General features: G+C 35.0%; 20 protein-coding genes, 1 pseudogene and 1 riboswitch. Of the genes and pseudogenes, 7 read left to right on the top strand and 14 right to left on the bottom strand.

From position 1 onward, the window contains the following. The first annotated feature begins 36 nt into the window (after nt 1-36). Nucleotides 37-477 (top strand): YaiI/YqxD family protein, encoded by a 441-nt coding sequence (locus ABH959_RS17510; RefSeq protein ID WP_404492977.1) that lies wholly within the window; start codon nt 37-39, stop codon nt 475-477. An 84-nt stretch (nt 478-561) separates the two neighbouring features. Here the strand turns inward: ABH959_RS17510 and ABH959_RS17505 are convergent, their stop codons facing one another. The 8 genes from ABH959_RS17505 to ABH959_RS17470 all read right to left on the bottom strand — a co-directional run bounded on the left by ABH959_RS17505 (nt 562) and on the right by ABH959_RS17470 (nt 7,215). Then, nucleotides 562-876: a DUF3892 domain-containing protein gene (locus ABH959_RS17505; protein ID WP_113937621.1), complete on the bottom strand. Its 315-nt coding sequence runs from the start codon at nt 874-876 to the stop codon at nt 562-564. Between the two features lie 127 nt (nt 877-1,003). Continuing rightward, nucleotides 1,004-1,828, bottom strand: coding sequence for a DUF2785 domain-containing protein (locus ABH959_RS17500; protein WP_113937622.1), 825 nt, complete (start codon nt 1,826-1,828; stop codon nt 1,004-1,006). A 156-nt stretch (nt 1,829-1,984) separates the two neighbouring features. Beyond that, on the bottom strand, nt 1,985-3,115 hold the full coding sequence (locus ABH959_RS17495) for an RNA-guided endonuclease InsQ/TnpB family protein (protein ID WP_404492976.1): 1,131 nt from the start codon (nt 3,113-3,115) through the stop codon (nt 1,985-1,987). Then, nucleotides 3,115-3,243, bottom strand: a complete 129-nt coding sequence (locus ABH959_RS17490; protein WP_257475345.1) for a hypothetical protein — start codon at nt 3,241-3,243, stop codon at nt 3,115-3,117. Before ABH959_RS17490 ends, ABH959_RS17495 begins: the two co-directional genes overlap by 1 nt. 629 nt (nt 3,244-3,872) lie before the next feature. Next, a complete protein-coding gene (locus ABH959_RS17485) occupies nt 3,873-4,544 on the bottom strand; it encodes a nucleoside/nucleotide kinase family protein (protein ID WP_404492975.1) in 672 nt (223 codons plus the stop codon). 164 nt (nt 4,545-4,708) lie between these two features. After that, nucleotides 4,709-5,452 (bottom strand): metallophosphoesterase family protein, encoded by a 744-nt coding sequence (locus ABH959_RS17480; RefSeq protein ID WP_113935792.1) that lies wholly within the window; start codon nt 5,450-5,452, stop codon nt 4,709-4,711. Nucleotides 5,453-5,465: 13 nt separating this feature from the next. Then, nucleotides 5,466-6,422, bottom strand: coding sequence for an aminoglycoside phosphotransferase family protein (locus ABH959_RS17475; RefSeq protein ID WP_113935793.1), 957 nt, complete (start codon nt 6,420-6,422; stop codon nt 5,466-5,468). Then, complete coding sequence (locus tag ABH959_RS17470) at nt 6,418-7,215, bottom strand: VOC family protein (protein WP_113935794.1); 798 nt, start codon at nt 7,213-7,215, stop codon at nt 6,418-6,420. Before ABH959_RS17470 ends, ABH959_RS17475 begins: the two co-directional genes overlap by 5 nt. 207 nt (nt 7,216-7,422) lie before the next feature. Here ABH959_RS17470 and ABH959_RS17465 point away from each other — a divergent pair, with 207 nt between their 5' ends. After that, nucleotides 7,423-8,316 carry a sulfite exporter TauE/SafE family protein gene (locus ABH959_RS17465; protein WP_113935795.1) on the top strand — a complete coding sequence of 298 codons (894 nt, stop codon included), beginning with the start codon at nt 7,423-7,425 and terminating at the stop codon, nt 8,314-8,316. Nucleotides 8,317-8,356: 40 nt separating this feature from the next. Here ABH959_RS17465 and ABH959_RS17460 read toward each other — a convergent pair whose 3' ends face one another. Continuing rightward, nucleotides 8,357-8,806, bottom strand: coding sequence for a GNAT family N-acetyltransferase (locus ABH959_RS17460; RefSeq protein ID WP_113935796.1), 450 nt, complete (start codon nt 8,804-8,806; stop codon nt 8,357-8,359). Between the two features lie 384 nt (nt 8,807-9,190). Then, nucleotides 9,191-9,383: riboswitch (Lysine riboswitch) on the top strand. A gap of 112 nt (nt 9,384-9,495) precedes the next feature. Here ABH959_RS17460 and ABH959_RS17455 point away from each other — a divergent pair. The 3 genes from ABH959_RS17455 (at nt 9,496) to ABH959_RS17445 (ending at nt 12,191) form a co-directional block, all read left to right on the top strand. Beyond that, a complete protein-coding gene (locus ABH959_RS17455) occupies nt 9,496-10,962 on the top strand; it encodes an amino acid permease (RefSeq protein ID WP_113935797.1) in 1,467 nt (488 codons plus the stop codon). A 119-nt stretch (nt 10,963-11,081) separates the two neighbouring features. Next, complete coding sequence (locus ABH959_RS17450; protein WP_113935798.1) at nt 11,082-11,387, top strand: iron-sulfur cluster biosynthesis family protein; 306 nt, start codon at nt 11,082-11,084, stop codon at nt 11,385-11,387. A gap of 33 nt (nt 11,388-11,420) precedes the next feature. Continuing rightward, the gene (locus tag ABH959_RS17445; protein WP_113935799.1) at nt 11,421-12,191 is read left to right on the top strand and encodes a DNA alkylation repair protein; all 771 of its coding nucleotides are present in this window, start codon (nt 11,421-11,423) and stop codon (nt 12,189-12,191) included. 64 nt (nt 12,192-12,255) lie between these two features. Here ABH959_RS17445 and ABH959_RS17440 read toward each other — a convergent pair whose 3' ends face one another. After that, on the bottom strand, nt 12,256-12,747 hold the full coding sequence (locus tag ABH959_RS17440; RefSeq protein WP_113935800.1) for a DUF2716 domain-containing protein: 492 nt from the start codon (nt 12,745-12,747) through the stop codon (nt 12,256-12,258). Between the two features lie 194 nt (nt 12,748-12,941). Here ABH959_RS17440 and ABH959_RS17435 point away from each other — a divergent pair, with 194 nt between their 5' ends. Beyond that, a complete protein-coding gene (locus ABH959_RS17435) occupies nt 12,942-13,706 on the top strand; it encodes a class I SAM-dependent methyltransferase (RefSeq protein WP_113935801.1) in 765 nt (254 codons plus the stop codon). Between the two features lie 180 nt (nt 13,707-13,886). Here ABH959_RS17435 and ABH959_RS17430 read toward each other — a convergent pair whose 3' ends face one another. Both ABH959_RS17430 and ABH959_RS17425 read right to left on the bottom strand, forming a co-directional pair. Beyond that, the gene (locus ABH959_RS17430) at nt 13,887-14,345 is read right to left on the bottom strand and encodes a VOC family protein (protein WP_113935802.1); all 459 of its coding nucleotides are present in this window, start codon (nt 14,343-14,345) and stop codon (nt 13,887-13,889) included. Nucleotides 14,346-14,679: 334 nt separating this feature from the next. Next, nucleotides 14,680-14,775: pseudogene (locus ABH959_RS17425) on the bottom strand (NUDIX hydrolase); the annotation flags it as partial. A 185-nt stretch (nt 14,776-14,960) separates the two neighbouring features. On the opposite strand from ABH959_RS17425, the gene ABH959_RS17420 reads away from it, so the two are divergent. Then, nucleotides 14,961-15,584: a cephalosporin hydroxylase family protein gene (locus tag ABH959_RS17420; protein ID WP_404493012.1), complete on the top strand. Its 624-nt coding sequence runs from the start codon at nt 14,961-14,963 to the stop codon at nt 15,582-15,584. A gap of 10 nt (nt 15,585-15,594) precedes the next feature. Here ABH959_RS17420 and lepB read toward each other — a convergent pair whose 3' ends face one another. Both lepB and ABH959_RS17410 read right to left on the bottom strand, forming a co-directional pair. After that, a complete protein-coding gene (gene lepB, locus ABH959_RS17415) occupies nt 15,595-16,116 on the bottom strand; it encodes a signal peptidase I (protein WP_113935805.1) in 522 nt (173 codons plus the stop codon). A gap of 110 nt (nt 16,117-16,226) precedes the next feature. Next, nucleotides 16,227-18,383: a peptidoglycan D,D-transpeptidase FtsI family protein gene (locus ABH959_RS17410; RefSeq protein WP_181777886.1), complete on the bottom strand. Its 2,157-nt coding sequence runs from the start codon at nt 18,381-18,383 to the stop codon at nt 16,227-16,229. Nucleotides 18,384-18,508: the final 125 nt, after the last annotated feature.

Below are 18,508 nucleotides of genomic sequence, written 5' to 3'. Positions count from 1 at the left end.
CCACTGATTAAAGTTTCACTTTATAGGAGTGATAAAATGAAGATTTACGTTGATGCAGATGCTTGTCCTGTAAAAGATGTGATTATTTATGAAGCTACGAATGCCGAAATTCCTGTTATCCTCGTTACTAGCTTCTCTCATTATTCTAATGCTAAGCAGCCAACAGGTGTGGAAACAATTTATGTTGATTCCGGAGCAGATGCTGCGGATTACCGAATAATGCAGTTAGCCAAAAAAGAAGATTTAATCGTAACACAAGATTATGGTCTTGCTTCACTAGCTTTAGCAAAAGGCTGTATCGTTCTACACCATAAAGGCTATAAGTATACGAATGAAAACATTGAACAACTATTACAAACACGGTATTTAAGTGCAATGGTTCGAAAAAGCGGTAAGCGTACAAAGGGACCAAAACCATTTACAGCTGAAGATAAAGAGAAGTTTAGAGCACTCTTTAAAAGTATGATTGCACTTTAGAAATGAACCTTCTATTTGTAGGGAAAGCTTTATAAAAAAGAAGAGAATATCCAAATGAACATTCTCTTCTTGAGGTTTACCCGTTTAAAATGAAGGTAAATTATCTAAGTTATTTTCCTTTATACCATCCGGTTCACTACGTATAATATCCCTACCATACTTATGAAATACGTCCACATGAGCTAACTTCCCTGATTTCGCTTCATCAAGAGCAGTAATATAATCTAACTCTCTTCCACTACATGTTTTAAAAGCAATTAAATCCCCATCATCATTTTTACGAACGGCAACAATTTGTTCTGCTCCTGAATTGACTTCATTGTCTACTTCAAATTGAGCTTGCTCTTCTCCTTGATGTAAGTAATCATTATAAACTTTTTGAAAGTCTTTTTTGTCCATAAATTTCACCTCCAACACATTTTATTAGTATGTTTGGAAGGTATTAGTTTTATGTACTTTTCTCTTAACAAAATGTATTTTTATTTATTATAAGTTTTGAATCATATATTCTAATTCAAATGCTTTTTTAATACCTACGCAAATCCTTCAAAGTCTCCAATATATCATCTGTAAAGGCTGTACTACCCTCTGTCTCTAAAACTCTAAAATAAAAACTTCTTAAGAAAGTTCTAATATTTTGTACTAAAATAGCTTGCTGAGGATGTCGGATGTCTTCAACAGTTGCTATACTATGTAGCCAGTTGCTCCACTCTTCTTCAGTTAAAAGATTTTGATTACGTAACGACATAATTGGCGTTACTAATCTCTCATCCTCAAAGTGTATGTATACGTAGTCACTCATACGAACTTTTTGACGAACAGCAGCAAGGATTGCATATGAAAACTCACGATTTTGTATTGTACGTGCTAAAGCATCTAGTGCATCTGCCGCATGTGCAGTAGAATGTGCCCAGCCTTTTCCTTCTACGTAACCCCTTACATCTTCTTCTAAATATACATATTCCAGAACTTGTTCTGCTACACTATACAGTTGTTCTTCAGATAACAGTGGTTCTCTTTCATGAACAGATAAAATAAGCGGCGGAATTAATACGGAGAACGCACGTTTAAATACAGAGTCTGTGCCCTTTTCACCAATTTTATAAAATAAATAATCAGGACTAATCGCTTGTAACATTAATCCTCGTAATTCTTTTTGTCTAAATACATCATTTGTAATCCATTTGTGAAGCGTACTATAAATCAAATCATCACGTAATTCAGCATCAGGTGATCCGATATAATCTAGCATCCACTGTGCGTATGGATATGCGTCTACGTCTTCTGGCACAGCATAATTATTATTTTGAATTTGTTGTAATTCTTCTTTTAGTTCTAGTACTTCTGTCATTATATTCCCTGTCCCGATACGATAAACTTAACTAAATCTATACAATTCAATCAAATTTACACAAGTTAGTGCTTCATCGTGTTCTCGCAGCCCCAAAGGGACGAGGGGTATAACACTCCACACGAGGCAGTATCGTTACCTCCTATTATCAAGCATTTATTTTACCCATCTTGATAAATTTATCGACGCATTTAAATCTCTATCGTGGTGGCTATTACATGAAGCACAACGCCACTCACGTATTTTTAAACTCCACTGTCCTTCTGGTTGAACTGAATGGTCGTATTTTACTCCGCAACATGAACAAATCTTGCTTGAGGCGAACCATTTATCAGCTTTTACATACTCAATGCCATACTTCTCGCACTTGTATGACAAACATTGAAAGAAGAAGTTTAATTTTTGAAATGAAAATGCTTTCGATAGTTTTTTGTTTTTTAACAGGTTTGAGATAGATAAGTCTTCCACAACAATCCTCATTGGCTTGGTTTTCACCAATTTAGCTGTTGCTTGATGGATATGGTTATTTCGGATATTCGTAATTTTCCTAGATAACCGAAGGTGCTCAGTTTTAGCTTTTTCATATCCGGCAGATTGAAATTTCACACCTTTTTTAAATCTCCTAGACATATCTCTTTGCGCTGACTTTTTCCTTTTCAAAAGTTTTTTAACCTTAGCATCTTTGTTTATATTTCGTTCTTTCATACCATTAGAAGCTACAAACAGCTCTTTTAAACCAACATCCACACCAATCGACTCATCGGTTAGTTCTTGTAATTCAAAGTCTTCTTGGAATCCTACACTCATCCACCAGTGACGACCATCAAATGTAACTCTTGGATTGGATGGTTTTTTGTTTCTTGGTAGTTGTTGGCTTGTTTTCACTTCTCCAATAGACTGAATATGAACTACTCTCTTTCCTATAATCAGCCTTTCATAATTGGCATAAAATCCTTGGATTAAATCTTTTTTGGATTTATAAGAAGTGTGATAACCATTTTGGTACTTTTCGAACGAATTTTTTCGCGCCTTGTCAAAATCTTTTGAAGCCTGTTTGGGAACTTGTGCGTTGATATTTTTTAACCACTCATATTGCTTTCGCTTCTTGATCTTTGTAAATCGTTTCTGTAAAGCTAACTGTGAAACAGATTTTCCAAATAGCTTATAGTATCTATCACTCATTCTTTTACAATAGTTATAAGCAAATCTTGCAGCTCCAGCATGGTTTCTAAGCACTTTTTCTTGTTCAGGCGTTGGAACCAGTCTGACTTTCTTCGCTAATATCATCAGAATTTAACTTCTTTAATGAAAGATTTGTTCTTCTGAATCGTAGCGTGTTCCACCAGCATTCTCCTGAGACTACCAGGATACAAACCTGTTAATTCCGATACTTGACTAACTCGTGAAAATTTCATTATTATTCTCACCTCATTGAACCAAACATAGCACGTACGTTCGATAAATTCAATAAAGTTTGATAGATTCAATAAAATTTATCTTGTTCAACTAAGGGCGCAATTCCTTAGCCAGTTCTCTTATGAACTTCTCATGTTTTCACATGAGCGCAGACTATATGTTTATCTACTTAGAGATAGAGGATTTTTCCACCACCATAGGCTTGTGATGTACTCTCGTCAGTTATCCGAGATAGTCGTTGAACGTTCATCTTATCCATTTTGACTTAGATGATTCGAGGCGGAAGACCCATTGTTCTAGTGTTTAGGATTTAACCTTGCACCATCTGATTGATTTTTTCTGCTTTCGCGACATTCACGCTCGCCATTTCTAGCCACGCTGTAGTTCAATCAGCTTTAGGGATTGCCCGCAGTTAACCCTCACTACTAACCAATCACTTGACTAGCAGGGCTTACTGATATATTTAATTAACTTTGGTTATAATTGGTTAAATAAATCGTAACAGTTAGTTACCCTTTTTACGTTTTTTAATTACCTTATCCCCTGTTGTTCACTTCATAAAATTAATTTCATTATACAAGAATTATAACAACAAATATAAGGTTATACATATATTTCTGACTATGTATTACGTTCTTTCATGAAATACAACTTCTGGATTTGCTAAATCACTATTCCGAAATACAACATCCGCATAACTTTTGGGATTATGCTCATCTATATACATTTTACAGGCCGCATGATATCTGTTTAAAAACATTTTCTCAGCTTTTTCATAACTTCCAAAAGCCTCAGTCTCGCGCTTTGCACCACGTTTTCTCGCAGTCTCAAAATCTGTATCTACGAAAATTTTATAGTCAAATAAATGTGCAACGTCTTTTTTCAATAGAAACGTTCCATCTACTATTAGTACCATATTGTGCTGGGCCCTTAACGGCTCATTATGTACAGGCATATCCGTTTTTAAATTATGAGAAATTGTTTCATATTGTAAATTCCCGTCTGGTCCTAAAGGCTTTAATAACCTTTCTTTGAAAGCTGTATAATCGTGTGCATCTTCGTAATACCCTCTTGCCGATTCTTTTCCTTGCACGTATCGAATTGCTCTCGGATTATGAAGATCGTCGATGCTGGCGCGTGTTACTGGAACTCCGAGCTTTTTCATTTCCTCTGCTAATTCGTTTGCAAATGTTGTTTTTCCCGACGCTGTAATACCGCTTACACCAACTCTTGTTGGATGGGTCAAGTTTAATTTGAAAATGTGATCTGCAATTTCTTTGATTCGTTGTTTTCGGTTCATGATATTTCCTCCTACAATTAGTTTACATAACATTATTATGAGTAAGAATTTATGTCACTATTTGTCGGTAAATCGATATCCTTTGTCGAATCGTCGATATATCGAAAAAATCGTTGATATATTTTAAGTTATGATAGATATATTTTTATTGATTTATATTTTCCTTATTTCCCCTTAAAACCTCGATATAAAGCAGTCCGTAATTCTTGCTTGTATTCTTCAATTTCTGGCATATCAAGCTCCTCAGCTAGTCGGATGGCTAATTCAATATCATATGGTACTCGTACGAGTTGAATGGAAAAGCTCGCTGCTTCTTTTTCATTGTAAGTTCCTTCAAAAATTAAATAGGAAGCTTGTGTAATTTCAAGAGGATTTCCTACACTACCAGCATTACATAACGTTTTCCCTCTGAAATTTTGAACGTATGCTTGATGAACGTCACCGTAGCAAACGACATCTGGTTTTCTTTCCCCTTCTATATTCTCTGTCAACTCACTATTTTCGAACATACTAACACGCTCTTCTCTTGAAGCGTGTGGTTGAATTCTTTCATACAAACTTCTCGGTGAAGCGTGGAACATACGAATGAGTTTGCCGCTCATAAAAAATTCAATTGAAAATGGTAAGCTTCTTAAATACTCATTTTGTTCTTCTGACAGTTGTTTTTGATGCCATTTTAACGCTTCAAATTCAGTCGGTTTTGTAATGAAATCATCCCAATTTCCCATTACGGTTCCTTCACATTCTTTACGAACGATTTCAATTACTTCGCTAGAATGAGGACCTTTTCCTACTAAATCTCCAAGACAAATAATACGTTCAATTCCTCTTAATTTAATATCTTTTAGTACAGATTCTAATGCCGGAATATTACCATGTATGTCTGAAATTACCGCAATTTTATCCAAATGAATCCCTCCGTTATTTATTGTTTATTATATCCGCATGTTGTGATTGATACCATTTTGGAATATAAGATGAAAAATGATTATGATCTTCTATAATTCGGTTCAATCTCTCTTTCATATCATCTACTAAGTGTGGCGTGCTTCGGTTTGTCCATACGATATCCGCTGGGAATGTCATCGCTGCATATAATGAATACAGTTTCCAAAAATGGATTGACGGTTCACCTCCGCAATAACCGTAAACTTGTCCAACCGCAAATGGTTTGCTTATTCTTGTAGTAAAAATCGCTACGTTATAAAAATCGTGTATTGGATCGCCAAAATCATATCCACCAAAATCGATAACGATAAATTCATTATTATGAATCATACTATTTGCTGGATGGAAGTCATCGTGTAAAAATGTGATAGGCCGATTTTTCAATAAGTCTTTATGATTTTCTACAAAGGTTAATACTGGCTTCATATCGAGAAAATTCACCTCATAATCTGCTAATGCCTCTATGTACCTTTCATACTTATTCCACCTAAATATTTCCCATTTATTACTTGCACTTTCTCTTTCTATCGAGTGAATTCTCTTTAATATTTCCCCTGCTTTTCTTCCTGCATTATACTGTTCTTCCACCGATAGCTTGCTTAAGCTCTCTTCTCCATTTACACCTTGGACCCATTCAAATACTTGAACACATTTATTTAATTCCTCAAGTTTTATGAAATGAATTAACTTCGGCGTTGGAATATGTAATAACTCCAATTTTTTCATATACATATATTCTTCTTGTTTTCGTTCATAATTAGAAGAATCACACACTTTTACAAAATAAGTTTCTCGATTCTCTAGGTCAATTTTATACTTCTCTTCGTGTGAAAAACCTTTTGTAATTGCTGTACATTTTACAATACGTGACCACTCTAGTTTTCTTTCTATCTCTCTTAATATCTCTTCTACACACTCACCTCTATCAATATACGAACAAACTACCTAACACTTCATACTCTCGTTTATTTTCCCCTTTAAACTCCACTGCAAATGGATATTCGCCATGATGCTTCAAACGTTCTAGTACTAGTCCTTCTCCAACTGGTTCACAAAACTGCACATGAACATCACCAAACGATATACTTTGACACTCAGCATTCCATTCTTCATTTTGTATGATTGAATTTGCAGTTAGCCCCATTACTTCTTTCCATTTCCGCACTGTTTCTCGAACATTTTTCACCGCGTAATGAATCGTTTCAATTTGTTGTACTTTATTTTTATGTTCAGTAATCGTCCCTATTTTACGTAAATCGTTTCTTCTTTCTTCATCCGTTTCATTCCACTGTATAAAGAATGGTAATTTCGGTCTATTCTCTTCTTGCTTTACAAATAACATTTTCCATTCTAAAAGCCGACCATCTTTTCTCATCCGTTTCCCTTCAAATGGTCCTATCGTATGTAAGCCGTGCTTATTAAATTTAACTGCTAGTTCTTCAATTGCATCTGTTCGAATTGCGATTTGTAGCATCCCTTCTCCATTTTTTAATTTCACCACTGTTTCTTGTACTAATGGATTTTCCGCTTCTTTCGCTTTTTCTTCATGCTGAACTGCTAAAAATTCTATATATGATAAATCAAAATAACATAAACTATTCCAAGTACCCCAAGTCGTATGCTCTCCGCCTAATGCAGTATGAAATTCATGCTCCTGCATTTGTTTTGCCGCTTCCTCCGGTGTACAATGTACTGCGTGAACGAGATGATCAAATGCTAACATAGTCTTTCTCCCCTTTCTCTCCATCCTTTTATTGTATATTTTATTTTTCTTTCGTTCAATTCAAAAAACTTTAAAACCAAGTTGATTTATACGATTAATATGTATTATAATGAAACAAATTTAATTATTGCTGATTGGAAAAACCAAAGGCACTTTTCTCATACGGGAAAAGTGTCTTTTTCATTTATTATTACAGGGGGATTATTTATGCAGAAATTAATTGTCTTTGCTATTATTGGATTTTTCGCTCAATTGATCGATGGTGCACTTGGTATGGCGTACGGGGTAACGTCTACCTCACTATTATTAATGTTTGGTATCGCACCAGCTGTAGCTTCCGCATCAGTTCATTTAGCTGAAGTCGTTACAACCGCCGCTTCTGGTGCATCTCATATCAAATTTGGAAACGTTGATAAATATACAGCTTCCAGACTTACATTACCAGGGGCAATTGGCGCATTTATTGGGGCATGTTTTTTAAGTAATTTACCTGGCGATGTAATTAAACCGTACATTTCCTTATTTTTATTTACTTTAGGGGTTTATATTTTATTACGATTCATCATTCAAAAACAAATTGTTTCTTCAAATAAGCGTATGTCTGCTAAACAACTTGTACCACTCGGTCTGTTCGCAGGATTCGTTGATTCAACTGGCGGTGGTGGCTGGGGACCTATTACGACACCTGTTCTACTTGCAAAAGGAAATGATGCTAGAAAAGTTATTGGATCTGTAGATACGAGCGAATTTCCCGTTTCACTCGCTGCAACAATCGGCTTTTTCATCTCACTTGGTTGGGAACAAATAAGCTGGGTTTGGGTATTTGCCCTCATGCTTGGTGGTATTGTTGCCGCACCAATCGCCGCATGGTTAGTACGCATCGTTCCTTCTCATTTACTTGGCGTACTCGTTGGCGGACTTATTATCTTTACGAATATACGTACATTACTTACATCATTTAAAGTTGATCCAACTATTATTACACTTTCTTACGTTGCAGTTGGCCTTATCGTTATTATCTCTATTTTTATTGCTGTTCGTAACCATTCGAAACATTCAACAATTGGATACCCGGCAGATCAAAAACAAATGTTGCCATAATCATAAAAAATACCGCCCGATTTACTTCGAGCGGTATTTTTTATTTTTCTATTTTCCAATTGACCATCGTTTCAGTACTATTTACTCTTTTCATATGTAATTTCTCTAATACACGAATGGAGCTATAGTTATCAAGGAGTGTCTCCGCTATAATCATTTCCACTTCCCCTGTTTGAAAAGCCCATTTCATTAATTCACTAACTGCTTCTGTTGCATACCCTTTATTCCAATATTTCTCAATAAATCCATAACCAATTTCTACTGTATGTTGCTCATTCGGTTTCCCTTTAAATCCTATATCACCTAGAACAACATCATCCTCTTTCCGAATAACATACCACGGTCCCCACGGTAATGAAGCCACATCTCGTTTCACATTTTCTATATGCCCTACAATATGTGGGCCACTATTGTATCCTTGATTATTCGCAATTTGAATCCATTCTTCTGTACACGGTACTATATGTAATCTTTCCGTTTCTAATTTCATAATGATATCCCCTTTTCAATTAAACAATACCTCAATTTTATCAGAAATAAAAAGAATATTCATTCTATTTATTGGATTTATACTTATTCTTTGAAACGAATTTAAGGAATAATCCCCTTTTAATAGTTATGTCGAATTATATTTTCTGAATTTTCTTTTAATTTTAAAGGGTTTTTCAATATTTTTTGCGAAACATTTGTATAACAATTTTTTCTTTGCTTATTGTTACATAAAAGTAGGTTCGGGTGGAGTTATGCAAGCGTTTCCTATACAATAACCGATATTTTTTGACTTTTCCTAACAAAATTCCTTGCAATATATTCAGAAAGTCATTACAATTGCCATATATTAAATATCTTAGCAATATATAAATCCTCATCAATCCGATGAGGTAGAGGTTGCGACTTTTAAAAGTAAAATGGACGAGACACAGCGAATGTCACTGACTCCGTTTGAAAGGAAAAGTTGCCGAAGTTTATATTTCTTCTCTGGAAATATGAGCTGGGGCTGTCTCCGAAAGGAACAGAACTGTCACGTTTACAAAATTACCGTGTAAACGTGGTGTGCTATCTTAACGGAAGGGTATGATGGGGTGGTTATTTGTGAAACGTTCCGCCTAATTCCTTTGGCGGTTTTTTGTATTTTTCTCCCCCGCTCCTTCCTAACCTACAAGAAAAGGAGTGTTGAACATGAATAGCGCAACAAATCAATCTACCTCTAAAACGCAAACTACACAAGGACAAGGTGAATTAAAACGCGGATTAAAATCTCGTCACCTTACGATGATTTCTCTCGGTGGTACAATCGGTACCGGATTATTTCTTGCCAGTGGTGGTGTTATCCATTCAGCTGGTCCTGGCGGTGCATTAGTCGCATATGCCGCAATTGGAATTATGGTTTATTTTTTAATGACAAGCTTAGCAGAACTCGCAGCTTACATGCCTGTTACTGGATCTTTTAGCACTTATGCAACAAAATTTGTTGATCCATCACTTGGCTTTGCACTTGGATGGAACTATTGGTATAACTGGGCAATTACGATCGCTGCTGAACTAGCAGCCGTAACATTAATTATGAAATTTTGGTTCCCAGATACCCCTTCTCTTATTTGGAGTGGACTTTGTTTAGCTATTATTTTTCTCTTAAACTATTTATCTGTTAAAGGTTTTGGTGAATCTGAATATTGGTTCGCACTTATTAAAGTAGTTACTATTATTATCTTTTTAATTGTCGGTTTTATGATGATTTTTGGAATTATGGGCGGCGAAGCTGTCGGCTTTAAAAACTTCACTGTTGCAGATGCACCATTTAATGGCGGCATCATGGCAATTATCGGTGTATTTATGGCTGCTGGTTTCTCATTCCAAGGAACTGAATTATTAGGAGTAGCTGCTGGTGAAACTGCTGATCCAGAACGCAATATTCCAAAAGCAATTCGTTCTATCTTTTGGCGTATTATATTATTCTACATTTTAGCAATTCTCGTTATCGGTTTATTAATTCCTTATACGACTGAAAGCCTTGCAGCAAGTGATGTTACAGTAAGTCCATTTACACTTGTATTTGAAAAAGCGGGCGTTGCCTTCGCTGCTTCTGTTATGAACGCTGTTATTTTAACTGCAGTACTTTCTGCTGGTAACTCTGGAATGTATGCATCAACTCGTATGCTTTGGGATTTAGCTCGCCAAGGAAAAGCACCAAAATTCTTAGGAAAATTAGATAGCCGCGGTGTACCTGTTAACGCATTAATCGCAACATCAGTAGTTGGTAGCGTCGCTTTCATCGCTTCTTTATTCGGTGACGGTGTTGTATACATTTGGTTATTAAATGCTTCTGGAATGTCAGGATTTATTGCTTGGGTAGGAATTGCTATTAGTCATTACCGTTTCCGAAAAGCCTATATTGCACAAGGGAAAGATTTGAAAGATTTACCATATCAAGCGAAATGGTTCCCGTTCGGTCCAATCTTTGCATTTGCACTTTGTGTTATCGTTATTTTAGGCCAAAACTACGGAGCATTTACAGGAGCATCTATCGACTGGAACGGTGTACTCGTTTCTTACATCGGTTTACCACTCTTCTTAGTACTATGGTTGGGCTATAAATTTACTAAGAAAACGAAAGTCATTCCACTTGATAAATGTGAACTGAAATAGAGTATAGCAAAACGAGCAAACAAAATTGTTTGCTCGTTTTTTTATTACAATTCCATTTACTTCCCTATTTCTTATCTTTTTGCAATAATAAAGTAAATACACTTAAAGGTTGGGATCACATGAACATTCGTATTACTGATGAAGCAAAAGCTGCTATACATAGATTAGAACGTGAAGACAAAAAGATTATTCGCATTAGAGGGACAATGACAAACTCTTGTAGCATTTTCGTTGATGTTGATTTAATTTGGGATACATATAATGCGGATGATGTTGTATATGAAGATGAAATGCTTATTGTACAAATGGACTCATTCACGAAAGACTACACTGGTGGTACATTAAAACTTGATTATAAGACGACAGGTTTTAGTATTACGACTCCTAATGAGACTTTGGTGTATGGATTGTCGATTAAAAAATAAACATTGTTTTTATCCGACCAATGGGGTGAAAAAATGGGCAAATATGTTCCATTAAAATTTTTATTCAGCGAAGAATTAGCAGAAAAAATAGCTGATTCTATTTGTAAACACGATCCTAATTTCTCTAAAAGAAACTTTGTATCTACCGTGACATGTAAAGTTGAAAATTTAGAGTTAAAGCAACGTATAGAAGTAATAGCAGATGAATTACACAATACATTACAAAAAGATTTTAATGAAGCAATACATATATTACTGAAAACATTGGGACCAGAAAATACTACAGAAGTAGGCACATTTACAAACGGATACATGTACATGCCTATTGCAAAATACGTTGAAAAATATGGACTTAACGATTTTGAATCCTCATTCAATGCCATGTATGAAATAACAAAAAGAAATACTGCTGAATATGCCATTCGTCCTTATCTTGAAAAATACCATGAAGGAACCTTGGACATATTGCAGCAATGGTTACGTGATGAAAACAGCCACATCAGGAGATTAGTTTCAGAAGGTACTAGACCAAGACTTCCTTGGGCAAAAAAAATAGGAGCTCTGAAAGGTGACTTCAGAAATAATTTAAAGCTTCTTGAGCCATTAATGAATGACCCTTCTAAGTATGTTCAAAAATCTGTAGCCAATCACATTAATGATATTACGAAAGAAGATAACGAACTCGTTTTTCAATGGTTGCAACAATTACTCGATAAAAACCATCCTGTTAATCCTTGGATTATGAAACATGGATTAAGAACGGTGATAAAAAATGGTACTTTACCAAAAGATTTTTCTTTTTAAGTATTTTATACAAAAACGCTTATGCTTCAAAAATGAAGTATAAGCGTTTTTTCTCTTTAAAACATTATCCCTGCCTTAAAATATTTTGAAACATTTCTGGCTTACGTTGTTCAAAGCTCTCTATTAATTCTTTTCCAAATATCGTTATACTCTCCTCCCACGGATGCCCTAAATAGCCCCACTTAAAGTCCTTCTGAATAAAAAAATAGTAATCTCCATTTGGAAAAATCGGGATTGTCCACTCATCAAATTCATTTCTATCGAACTTTAAACGTGGATTTACCCAGTAACATTCATGTTGCCAATCAATTGCCATTATATATTCATTCGATACTGTATTCTCTTTAAAAACTAGTAATGCTTTTTCTTCCAGATCGTCATATACATTTAAATCTATCGATTCTCCAAAGCAATGAGAAATATCATATGTTATAAAGGGACTTGGTACCTTAAATGATGGGAATGTAGAATCACTTGGCGAAAACTTAAGTTCACTATATACCCTATCCCATATTTGGTCGTACTCTTTGTCTGTAAACTCCATCCAATTTTTCATTAAACAACTGCCTTCCCCTATAATTTCAAAGGATTTTCACTCGATACTCCCGAATATATAAATAACCATTCTCGCAAGGAGCTAATTCATATGAATCTATTCGAACACGAAACGTAAAACCGCTTCATTTTAATAAGAGGTCCTCCCTTTTTTCTCATCATATCACTCATTTTTAAAAATAGGAGGACAACAATATGAAACGCGATCCATTATTTTTAACTTTTTTAGAAAGTGCTAATACAAATTTTAGTGGCTGGGATTTCTCTTTCATTTCAGAAACTGGCCGTATGAATAGCGAGCCCCTATCATGGTCATACGGTAGCACTGCTTTCCAGCTTATGCAACGTGCAAAATCAATGCTAGATATGGGGACTGGTGGCGGAGAGTTTTTATCTATGTTACAACCGTTCCCGTCAACTATTTATGCGACTGAGGGCTATGCTCCGAATGTCCCAATTGCACGAAAGAAATTAGAACCTTTAGGAGTTATAGTCGTAGAAGTGACTGATGATACTGCTTTACCATTTCAAGATGGTCAGTTTGATTTAATTGTGAATCAACATGAATCCTATTCTGCTTCTGAAGTGAAAAGAAGTCTTTCCATCAATGGAACATTTCTTACACAACAAGTCGGTGGTCTTGATTGTGCGGAACTGAATGAGCAGTTTGGCACACCGCTGAATAGCGAATTTTCAAGTTGGTCACTCGAAACGGCATGTAGTGAATTAGAACAAAATGGATTTACTATTTTAGAAGCGAAAGAAGAATTCCCTCTTCAGCGTTTTTATGATGTCGGTGCTGTTGCCTATTACTTAAAAGCAATTCCGTGGCAAATTCCTGATTTTACAGTAGAAAGGTATTATGAGGAATTATATCGCATACATGAAATCATCTTGCAAAAAGGATATTTTGATGTGCAGCAACATCGTTTTATTATAAAAGCGAATTATGTAGAGTAAAACTTGAATTAGCATTCCTTACAAAAAAGCCAAATTCTTTATTGGAATTTGGCTTTTTCTTTGTATTTTAACGTGTCTTTTCCTATTGTGAAACGAGATGTTTTTCATATCGTTTCTCCGTATCATCTTCTGTCAGAATAGACCTTGTGTAATCAACAATATTCCGGGATACAATCTCATTTATTTTTCTTGGTGTTCCGCATCCCATTCACTTAAATAGGATGCATATTCTAATTCATCTGGATTATCATGTAACATAGAAATAAACTCTAATTTATTTCCATCACAATCCAGAAAGTATACACTTGCAGCTGGCATCCATCTTTGGACAATTGGTTCTTGATTTCCCTTCCCTTGGCTCCCTACCACTTCTATTCCACGATTCTCTAACCACACTTTAGAAGTCTTTAGAAATTCTAAATCTACACCAAAAGCAAAGTGTTTCATCTCAAAAGCTTCATTGTTATGTACCTCCCATAGTCCAAGCATTTGCTTTTTACTTTCTCCTACCCAAAAGAAAGCCACTTTTCTTTTGGAGAGTTTTCTTGCTAATGCTAACCCCAACTTATTTTGATAGAAATCTATAGCCTTTTCTAAATCTCTTACATGTAAATGAGTTTCGTATATGTTCCGTATCATTCTGCTTATTCCTTTCTTTATTGGTAACTACGGGTTGAGTAGTTACTATAATTATAAATCTGAAGTATGTATAATCATTGTAATGTATCTCCATATCCGATATACCTAGTTACTATTATTATATCGAAATTGGAATATAATAAATCTAACTGAGGTAGCAAATTCAAATAAAAACTCTACTACTTTTGTAGGAGAAATCTCCATTAAATTCAGATGAAATCATATTTAAATAATGAAAAAACGCTATTCTTTTAGTATGAATATAAAGAAGGGATAGCATTTTTTACTCTTGGGATAGTTAATATTTTTAAGTTGATGAGCATGGAGTAGCATCAACGCCATTCCACATTCCCATTGTTGGCTTCTTGTTTCTATTTAAAAGGAGTATGTTATCCCCTTTTCTAATGAAGCAAATTGTGTACTTATACATATCGTCATTTCCTTTCTTTTACATCCTCTTCTGTAAGAAATTCATTTTCTACATGAGGAATTCTTATCATTTCCACGTAAAAACACTCTCCTTGTCATTGCTCCTCACATAATATACAGTACAACTTTCATACGTAAACACTTTACGTCCAACGAAAGAATCCTTTTGAGAAAGGAGAATTCAACATCGATAACATAGGAAATGAATTTTTAAAATGCTTTTATGATAGCAATGTATGGCCAAACGGTACAAACTGGCTCGGTGTCCCCATTTGCAAACTTCCCTCTGACCTTTTCTTATATCAAGAAATTATTTACGACTTACAACCGGATTTAATTATTGAATGCGGGACTTTCCATGGTGGTAGCGCACTTTATTTAGCTTCTATTCTAGATTTAATAGGAAAAGGTCACGTTCTTACTATTGATATAACGCCGCAACCAAATCGCCCATCACATAATCGGATTACGTATTTAACAGCTTCTTCTGTTTCTGTAAGTGCTGTCCAAACTATTTTAAGTATGCGAAAACCTGACGATGTTATTTTAGTTATTTTAGATTCCGATCATAGTAAAGAACATGTATTAAAAGAACTGCAATTATATAAATCAATTGTAACTACTGGTAGCTACATGATTGTCGAGGATACATGTATTAACGGAAATCCTATTCTTCCTGATTGGGGCCCTGGTCCGATGGAAGCTGTGGAAGAATTTTTAACAAAAAATAATAATTTCATAGTAGATGAGACAAGGCATAAATTTTTCATATCATTTAATCCGAATGGTTTTTTGAAGAAAATAAAATAACTAGACTAAACTAGTCTAGTATTTTCATTTTCGAAAAAGGATAGTACACAAATTCCACTTTTCCTATTATATTATCTTCTTCAATATACCCTAAGCCATTTCGACTATCCTTACTTTGTTCACGATTGTCTCCCATTACAAATAACTTATTTGGCGGAATCTTTGTCTTTTGAAAGTTGTAAAACACTTGTGTATTATTATATAAATCTTTATTTATATAAGGTTCCTCTTGCTTTTTGTCATTTACGTATACAGTTCCATTCGTTATGTTAATTACGTCACCAGGAAGTCCTATTACGCGTTTCACATAATATTTCGACTCATCCTCTTCCTTAATAATGACGATTTCTCCGTGCTGTAAGCTAGAAAAATGTACCGCAGCTTTATTTACAAATACGTAGTCTTCTTCATGTAAAGTTGGCTGCATTGATTTTCCTTCCACTTTACATAAAATGAAAGACTGGTACGTTACTACTAGGACAAATATAAATAGTATGTACTTTCCCCAACCTCTCTTATTCTCCTCTTTCATATCCATTCCCACCTTATCAAAACACTTTTTAACTCAAAAATATATCACTGCACCTGTTCATTTGCGCAGTGATATACTACAATTTGAATTTTTTACTGTGCCTTACTCGGCTATTGTGTTACTGGGACTGGACTTACACCCGATCTCTGCGTTTTTAAATCAAAATATGCATCCAAAACCTCTTTACCAATTGCAGAATTAATACCTGATTTATCATTATTTACCCATGGCACAACAACAGAAAAAGCAACTTCCGGATCAGCATCATATGGCGCATACCCGGCGAGAGTTAAATTATAACATTTTTTTCGATAGTTGTTTTCATCTCTTCCAATATCACTTTCTCCACCGTACACTGTTTCTGCTGTCCCTGTTTTCCCAGCCGGTTTATAAGGTAATCCTTTAAAAGTTCCAGCACCGGTCCCATCTACCTCTTGGAAAACTCTTCTAAACCCTTCTTTCACATGATTTATATATGAAAGATCCATATCCACTCGATTTAACACGACTGGTTCCATCGATTGCATAACTTTCCCGACTTCCTCTGGTCTATTTGGTTGCTCTCTAATTTCTTGTACAATTTGTGGTTTCATTCGGTAACCGCCATTTGCAATCGTTGACATATATTGCGCAAGCTGCAGCGGCGTATATGTATCATATTGCCCAATCGCATAGTCAAGTAAAAAACCAGGTATATTATCGGTTCTACCCATTTGACCAATCGATTCATTTGGAAGGTCAATACCGGTTGGTACACCTAAACCAAATTGTCTAAAGTAATAACGCATTTTATTAAACGCTTCTTGTTTAATATCTAGTGGATTATTTGGTACATAATCAATCCCCGCAATCTTTAACGCCGTATTAAACATGTAGACATTGGATGAAACTTGCAATGCTCTTAAATCATCAATATCTCCAAAGTCTTTCCACGATTTCTTCGGCTTCGAACTTCCTTTAAAGTACATTGGTGCATCAAAGAAATGCGTATATGGCTTAATCGCTTCTGTTTGATATCCTGCTAATACCGTAGCTCCTTTCACCGTTGATCCTAACTCGTAAGAACTTATCATCGTTCCTAAAGCGTAGTCTTCTATTTGCATCCCGCCATCTTTATTTACAATTTTCTTTCCTGCTAATGATAGAATTTGACCATTTTTCGGATTCATCATAACGACGAATGCACGATCCATCATCGGTTCAGAAGAATGAAATGCCCTTAAATTCCTTTCAAGACTTTCCTCCACCTTTTTCTGTAAATCCATATCAACTGTTAACATTAAATTATTTCCACTTTTTCCTTTTGTCACTTTTTCAGTCCGAATAATATTTCCAGCTTTATCAGTAATATTTTTAGACTGTTCTTTCGTTCCATGTAACACATCTTCGTATTGCTTTTCGATGTAACTCTTACCAATACGATCATTTCTGTTATAATCTCGTACTAAATAATAGTCTAATTGCTCCCTTGGTAATCCCTCATTCTCAGTAGAAACACTACCAAGTACAGAACGTAGTATTTTATCATTTGGATATTCGCGCTCCCAATCCACAGTCGTATCTACGCCTGGCAAGCTCGATAATCTTTCACTCACTACTGCATATTCATTTTGACTTACATCTTTTTTGACGATTTGTGGCGTCATTTTATATCCCGCATTCATTTTGCTTTTAATTGCTAGTACTTCTATATCCTCTTTCGAAAGCTCGTTTAATTCTTCTTGTGTAATTCTTTCTCGTCTCAACTCTTCTACTTTCTTATCTAAGTCTTTCCCTTCTATTTCCTGTTTCCTAAATTTACTCTCATCTTCTTTCGTTACTTTTGTTGCTGCACGTTTTTCGTTTAACTGCATCCAAAAGTCTTTTTTATCTGTCTCTGTTAACTTGTCCATATCTTCTTGCGGCATTTCAATTAGCTGCGCTAAATTTCTTGCCACTATTAAAACCTCTTTTGAGTCCACTCCTTTCATCTTCGTATATGTAACAGTTCGTAACGGTTTATTATTTACAATAACTTTCCCTTCCCGGTCAAACATCTTCCCTCTCGGAACTGGAGTACTCACCGTTACATCTTCCTTTTTATTCACTTCATTTCGATACGTTTCTCCGTCAATGATTTGTACTTTACCTAATTGAATAATAATAGCTGAAAATAAAAGAAAAACGATAAAAAATAGTACATTTAACCGAAAAGGAATATGAGTTTTTTTCTTTTTCGACTGTTTCTGTTTCTCCTTTTTCTGTCTCATTTTGCTCCCTCGCTTCATTCTATTAACATTTCTGCGCAAAAATCATTATGTATTAAATTTATTTATATGCTATATATAGAATTTTATATTAATTACAAAAGAAATAAAAGATTTAATTTTCAGTTTTTGATTTTCTCATCCTA

Origin of the sequence: Bacillus sp. RC51 (assembly GCF_044908115.1) — a bacterium.
In the GTDB taxonomy this organism is placed as follows: Bacteria; Bacillota; Bacilli; order Bacillales; family Bacillaceae_G; genus Bacillus_A; species Bacillus_A mycoides.
This window is presented reverse-complemented; position numbering and strand designations above follow the sequence as displayed.

Excerpts from the sequence above, each read along its gene's own strand:
- ABH959_RS17510 (WP_404492977.1), top strand. The coding sequence starts at position 37 with ATGAAGATTTACGTTGATGCAGATGCTTGTCCTGTAAAAGATGTGATT.
- ABH959_RS17505 (WP_113937621.1), bottom strand. The coding sequence starts at position 876 with ATGGACAAAAAAGACTTTCAAAAAGTTTATAATGATTACTTACATCAA.
- ABH959_RS17500 (WP_113937622.1), bottom strand. The coding sequence starts at position 1,828 with ATGACAGAAGTACTAGAACTAAAAGAAGAATTACAACAAATTCAAAAT.
- ABH959_RS17495 (WP_404492976.1), bottom strand. The coding sequence starts at position 3,115 with ATGATATTAGCGAAGAAAGTCAGACTGGTTCCAACGCCTGAACAAGAA.
- ABH959_RS17490 (WP_257475345.1), bottom strand. The coding sequence starts at position 3,243 with ATGAAATTTTCACGAGTTAGTCAAGTATCGGAATTAACAGGTTTGTAT.
- ABH959_RS17485 (WP_404492975.1), bottom strand. The coding sequence starts at position 4,544 with ATGAACCGAAAACAACGAATCAAAGAAATTGCAGATCACATTTTCAAA.
- ABH959_RS17470 (WP_113935794.1), bottom strand. The coding sequence starts at position 7,215 with ATGTTAGCATTTGATCATCTCGTTCACGCAGTACATTGTACACCGGAG.
- ABH959_RS17465 (WP_113935795.1), top strand. The coding sequence starts at position 7,423 with ATGCAGAAATTAATTGTCTTTGCTATTATTGGATTTTTCGCTCAATTG.
- ABH959_RS17460 (WP_113935796.1), bottom strand. The coding sequence starts at position 8,806 with ATGAAATTAGAAACGGAAAGATTACATATAGTACCGTGTACAGAAGAA.
- ABH959_RS17455 (WP_113935797.1), top strand. The coding sequence starts at position 9,496 with ATGAATAGCGCAACAAATCAATCTACCTCTAAAACGCAAACTACACAA.
- ABH959_RS17450 (WP_113935798.1), top strand. The coding sequence starts at position 11,082 with ATGAACATTCGTATTACTGATGAAGCAAAAGCTGCTATACATAGATTA.
- ABH959_RS17445 (WP_113935799.1), top strand. The coding sequence starts at position 11,421 with ATGGGCAAATATGTTCCATTAAAATTTTTATTCAGCGAAGAATTAGCA.
- ABH959_RS17440 (WP_113935800.1), bottom strand. The coding sequence starts at position 12,747 with ATGAAAAATTGGATGGAGTTTACAGACAAAGAGTACGACCAAATATGG.
- ABH959_RS17435 (WP_113935801.1), top strand. The coding sequence starts at position 12,942 with ATGAAACGCGATCCATTATTTTTAACTTTTTTAGAAAGTGCTAATACA.
- ABH959_RS17430 (WP_113935802.1), bottom strand. The coding sequence starts at position 14,345 with ATGATACGGAACATATACGAAACTCATTTACATGTAAGAGATTTAGAA.
- lepB (WP_113935805.1), bottom strand. The coding sequence starts at position 16,116 with ATGAAAGAGGAGAATAAGAGAGGTTGGGGAAAGTACATACTATTTATA.
- ABH959_RS17410 (WP_181777886.1), bottom strand. The coding sequence starts at position 18,383 with ATGAAGCGAGGGAGCAAAATGAGACAGAAAAAGGAGAAACAGAAACAG.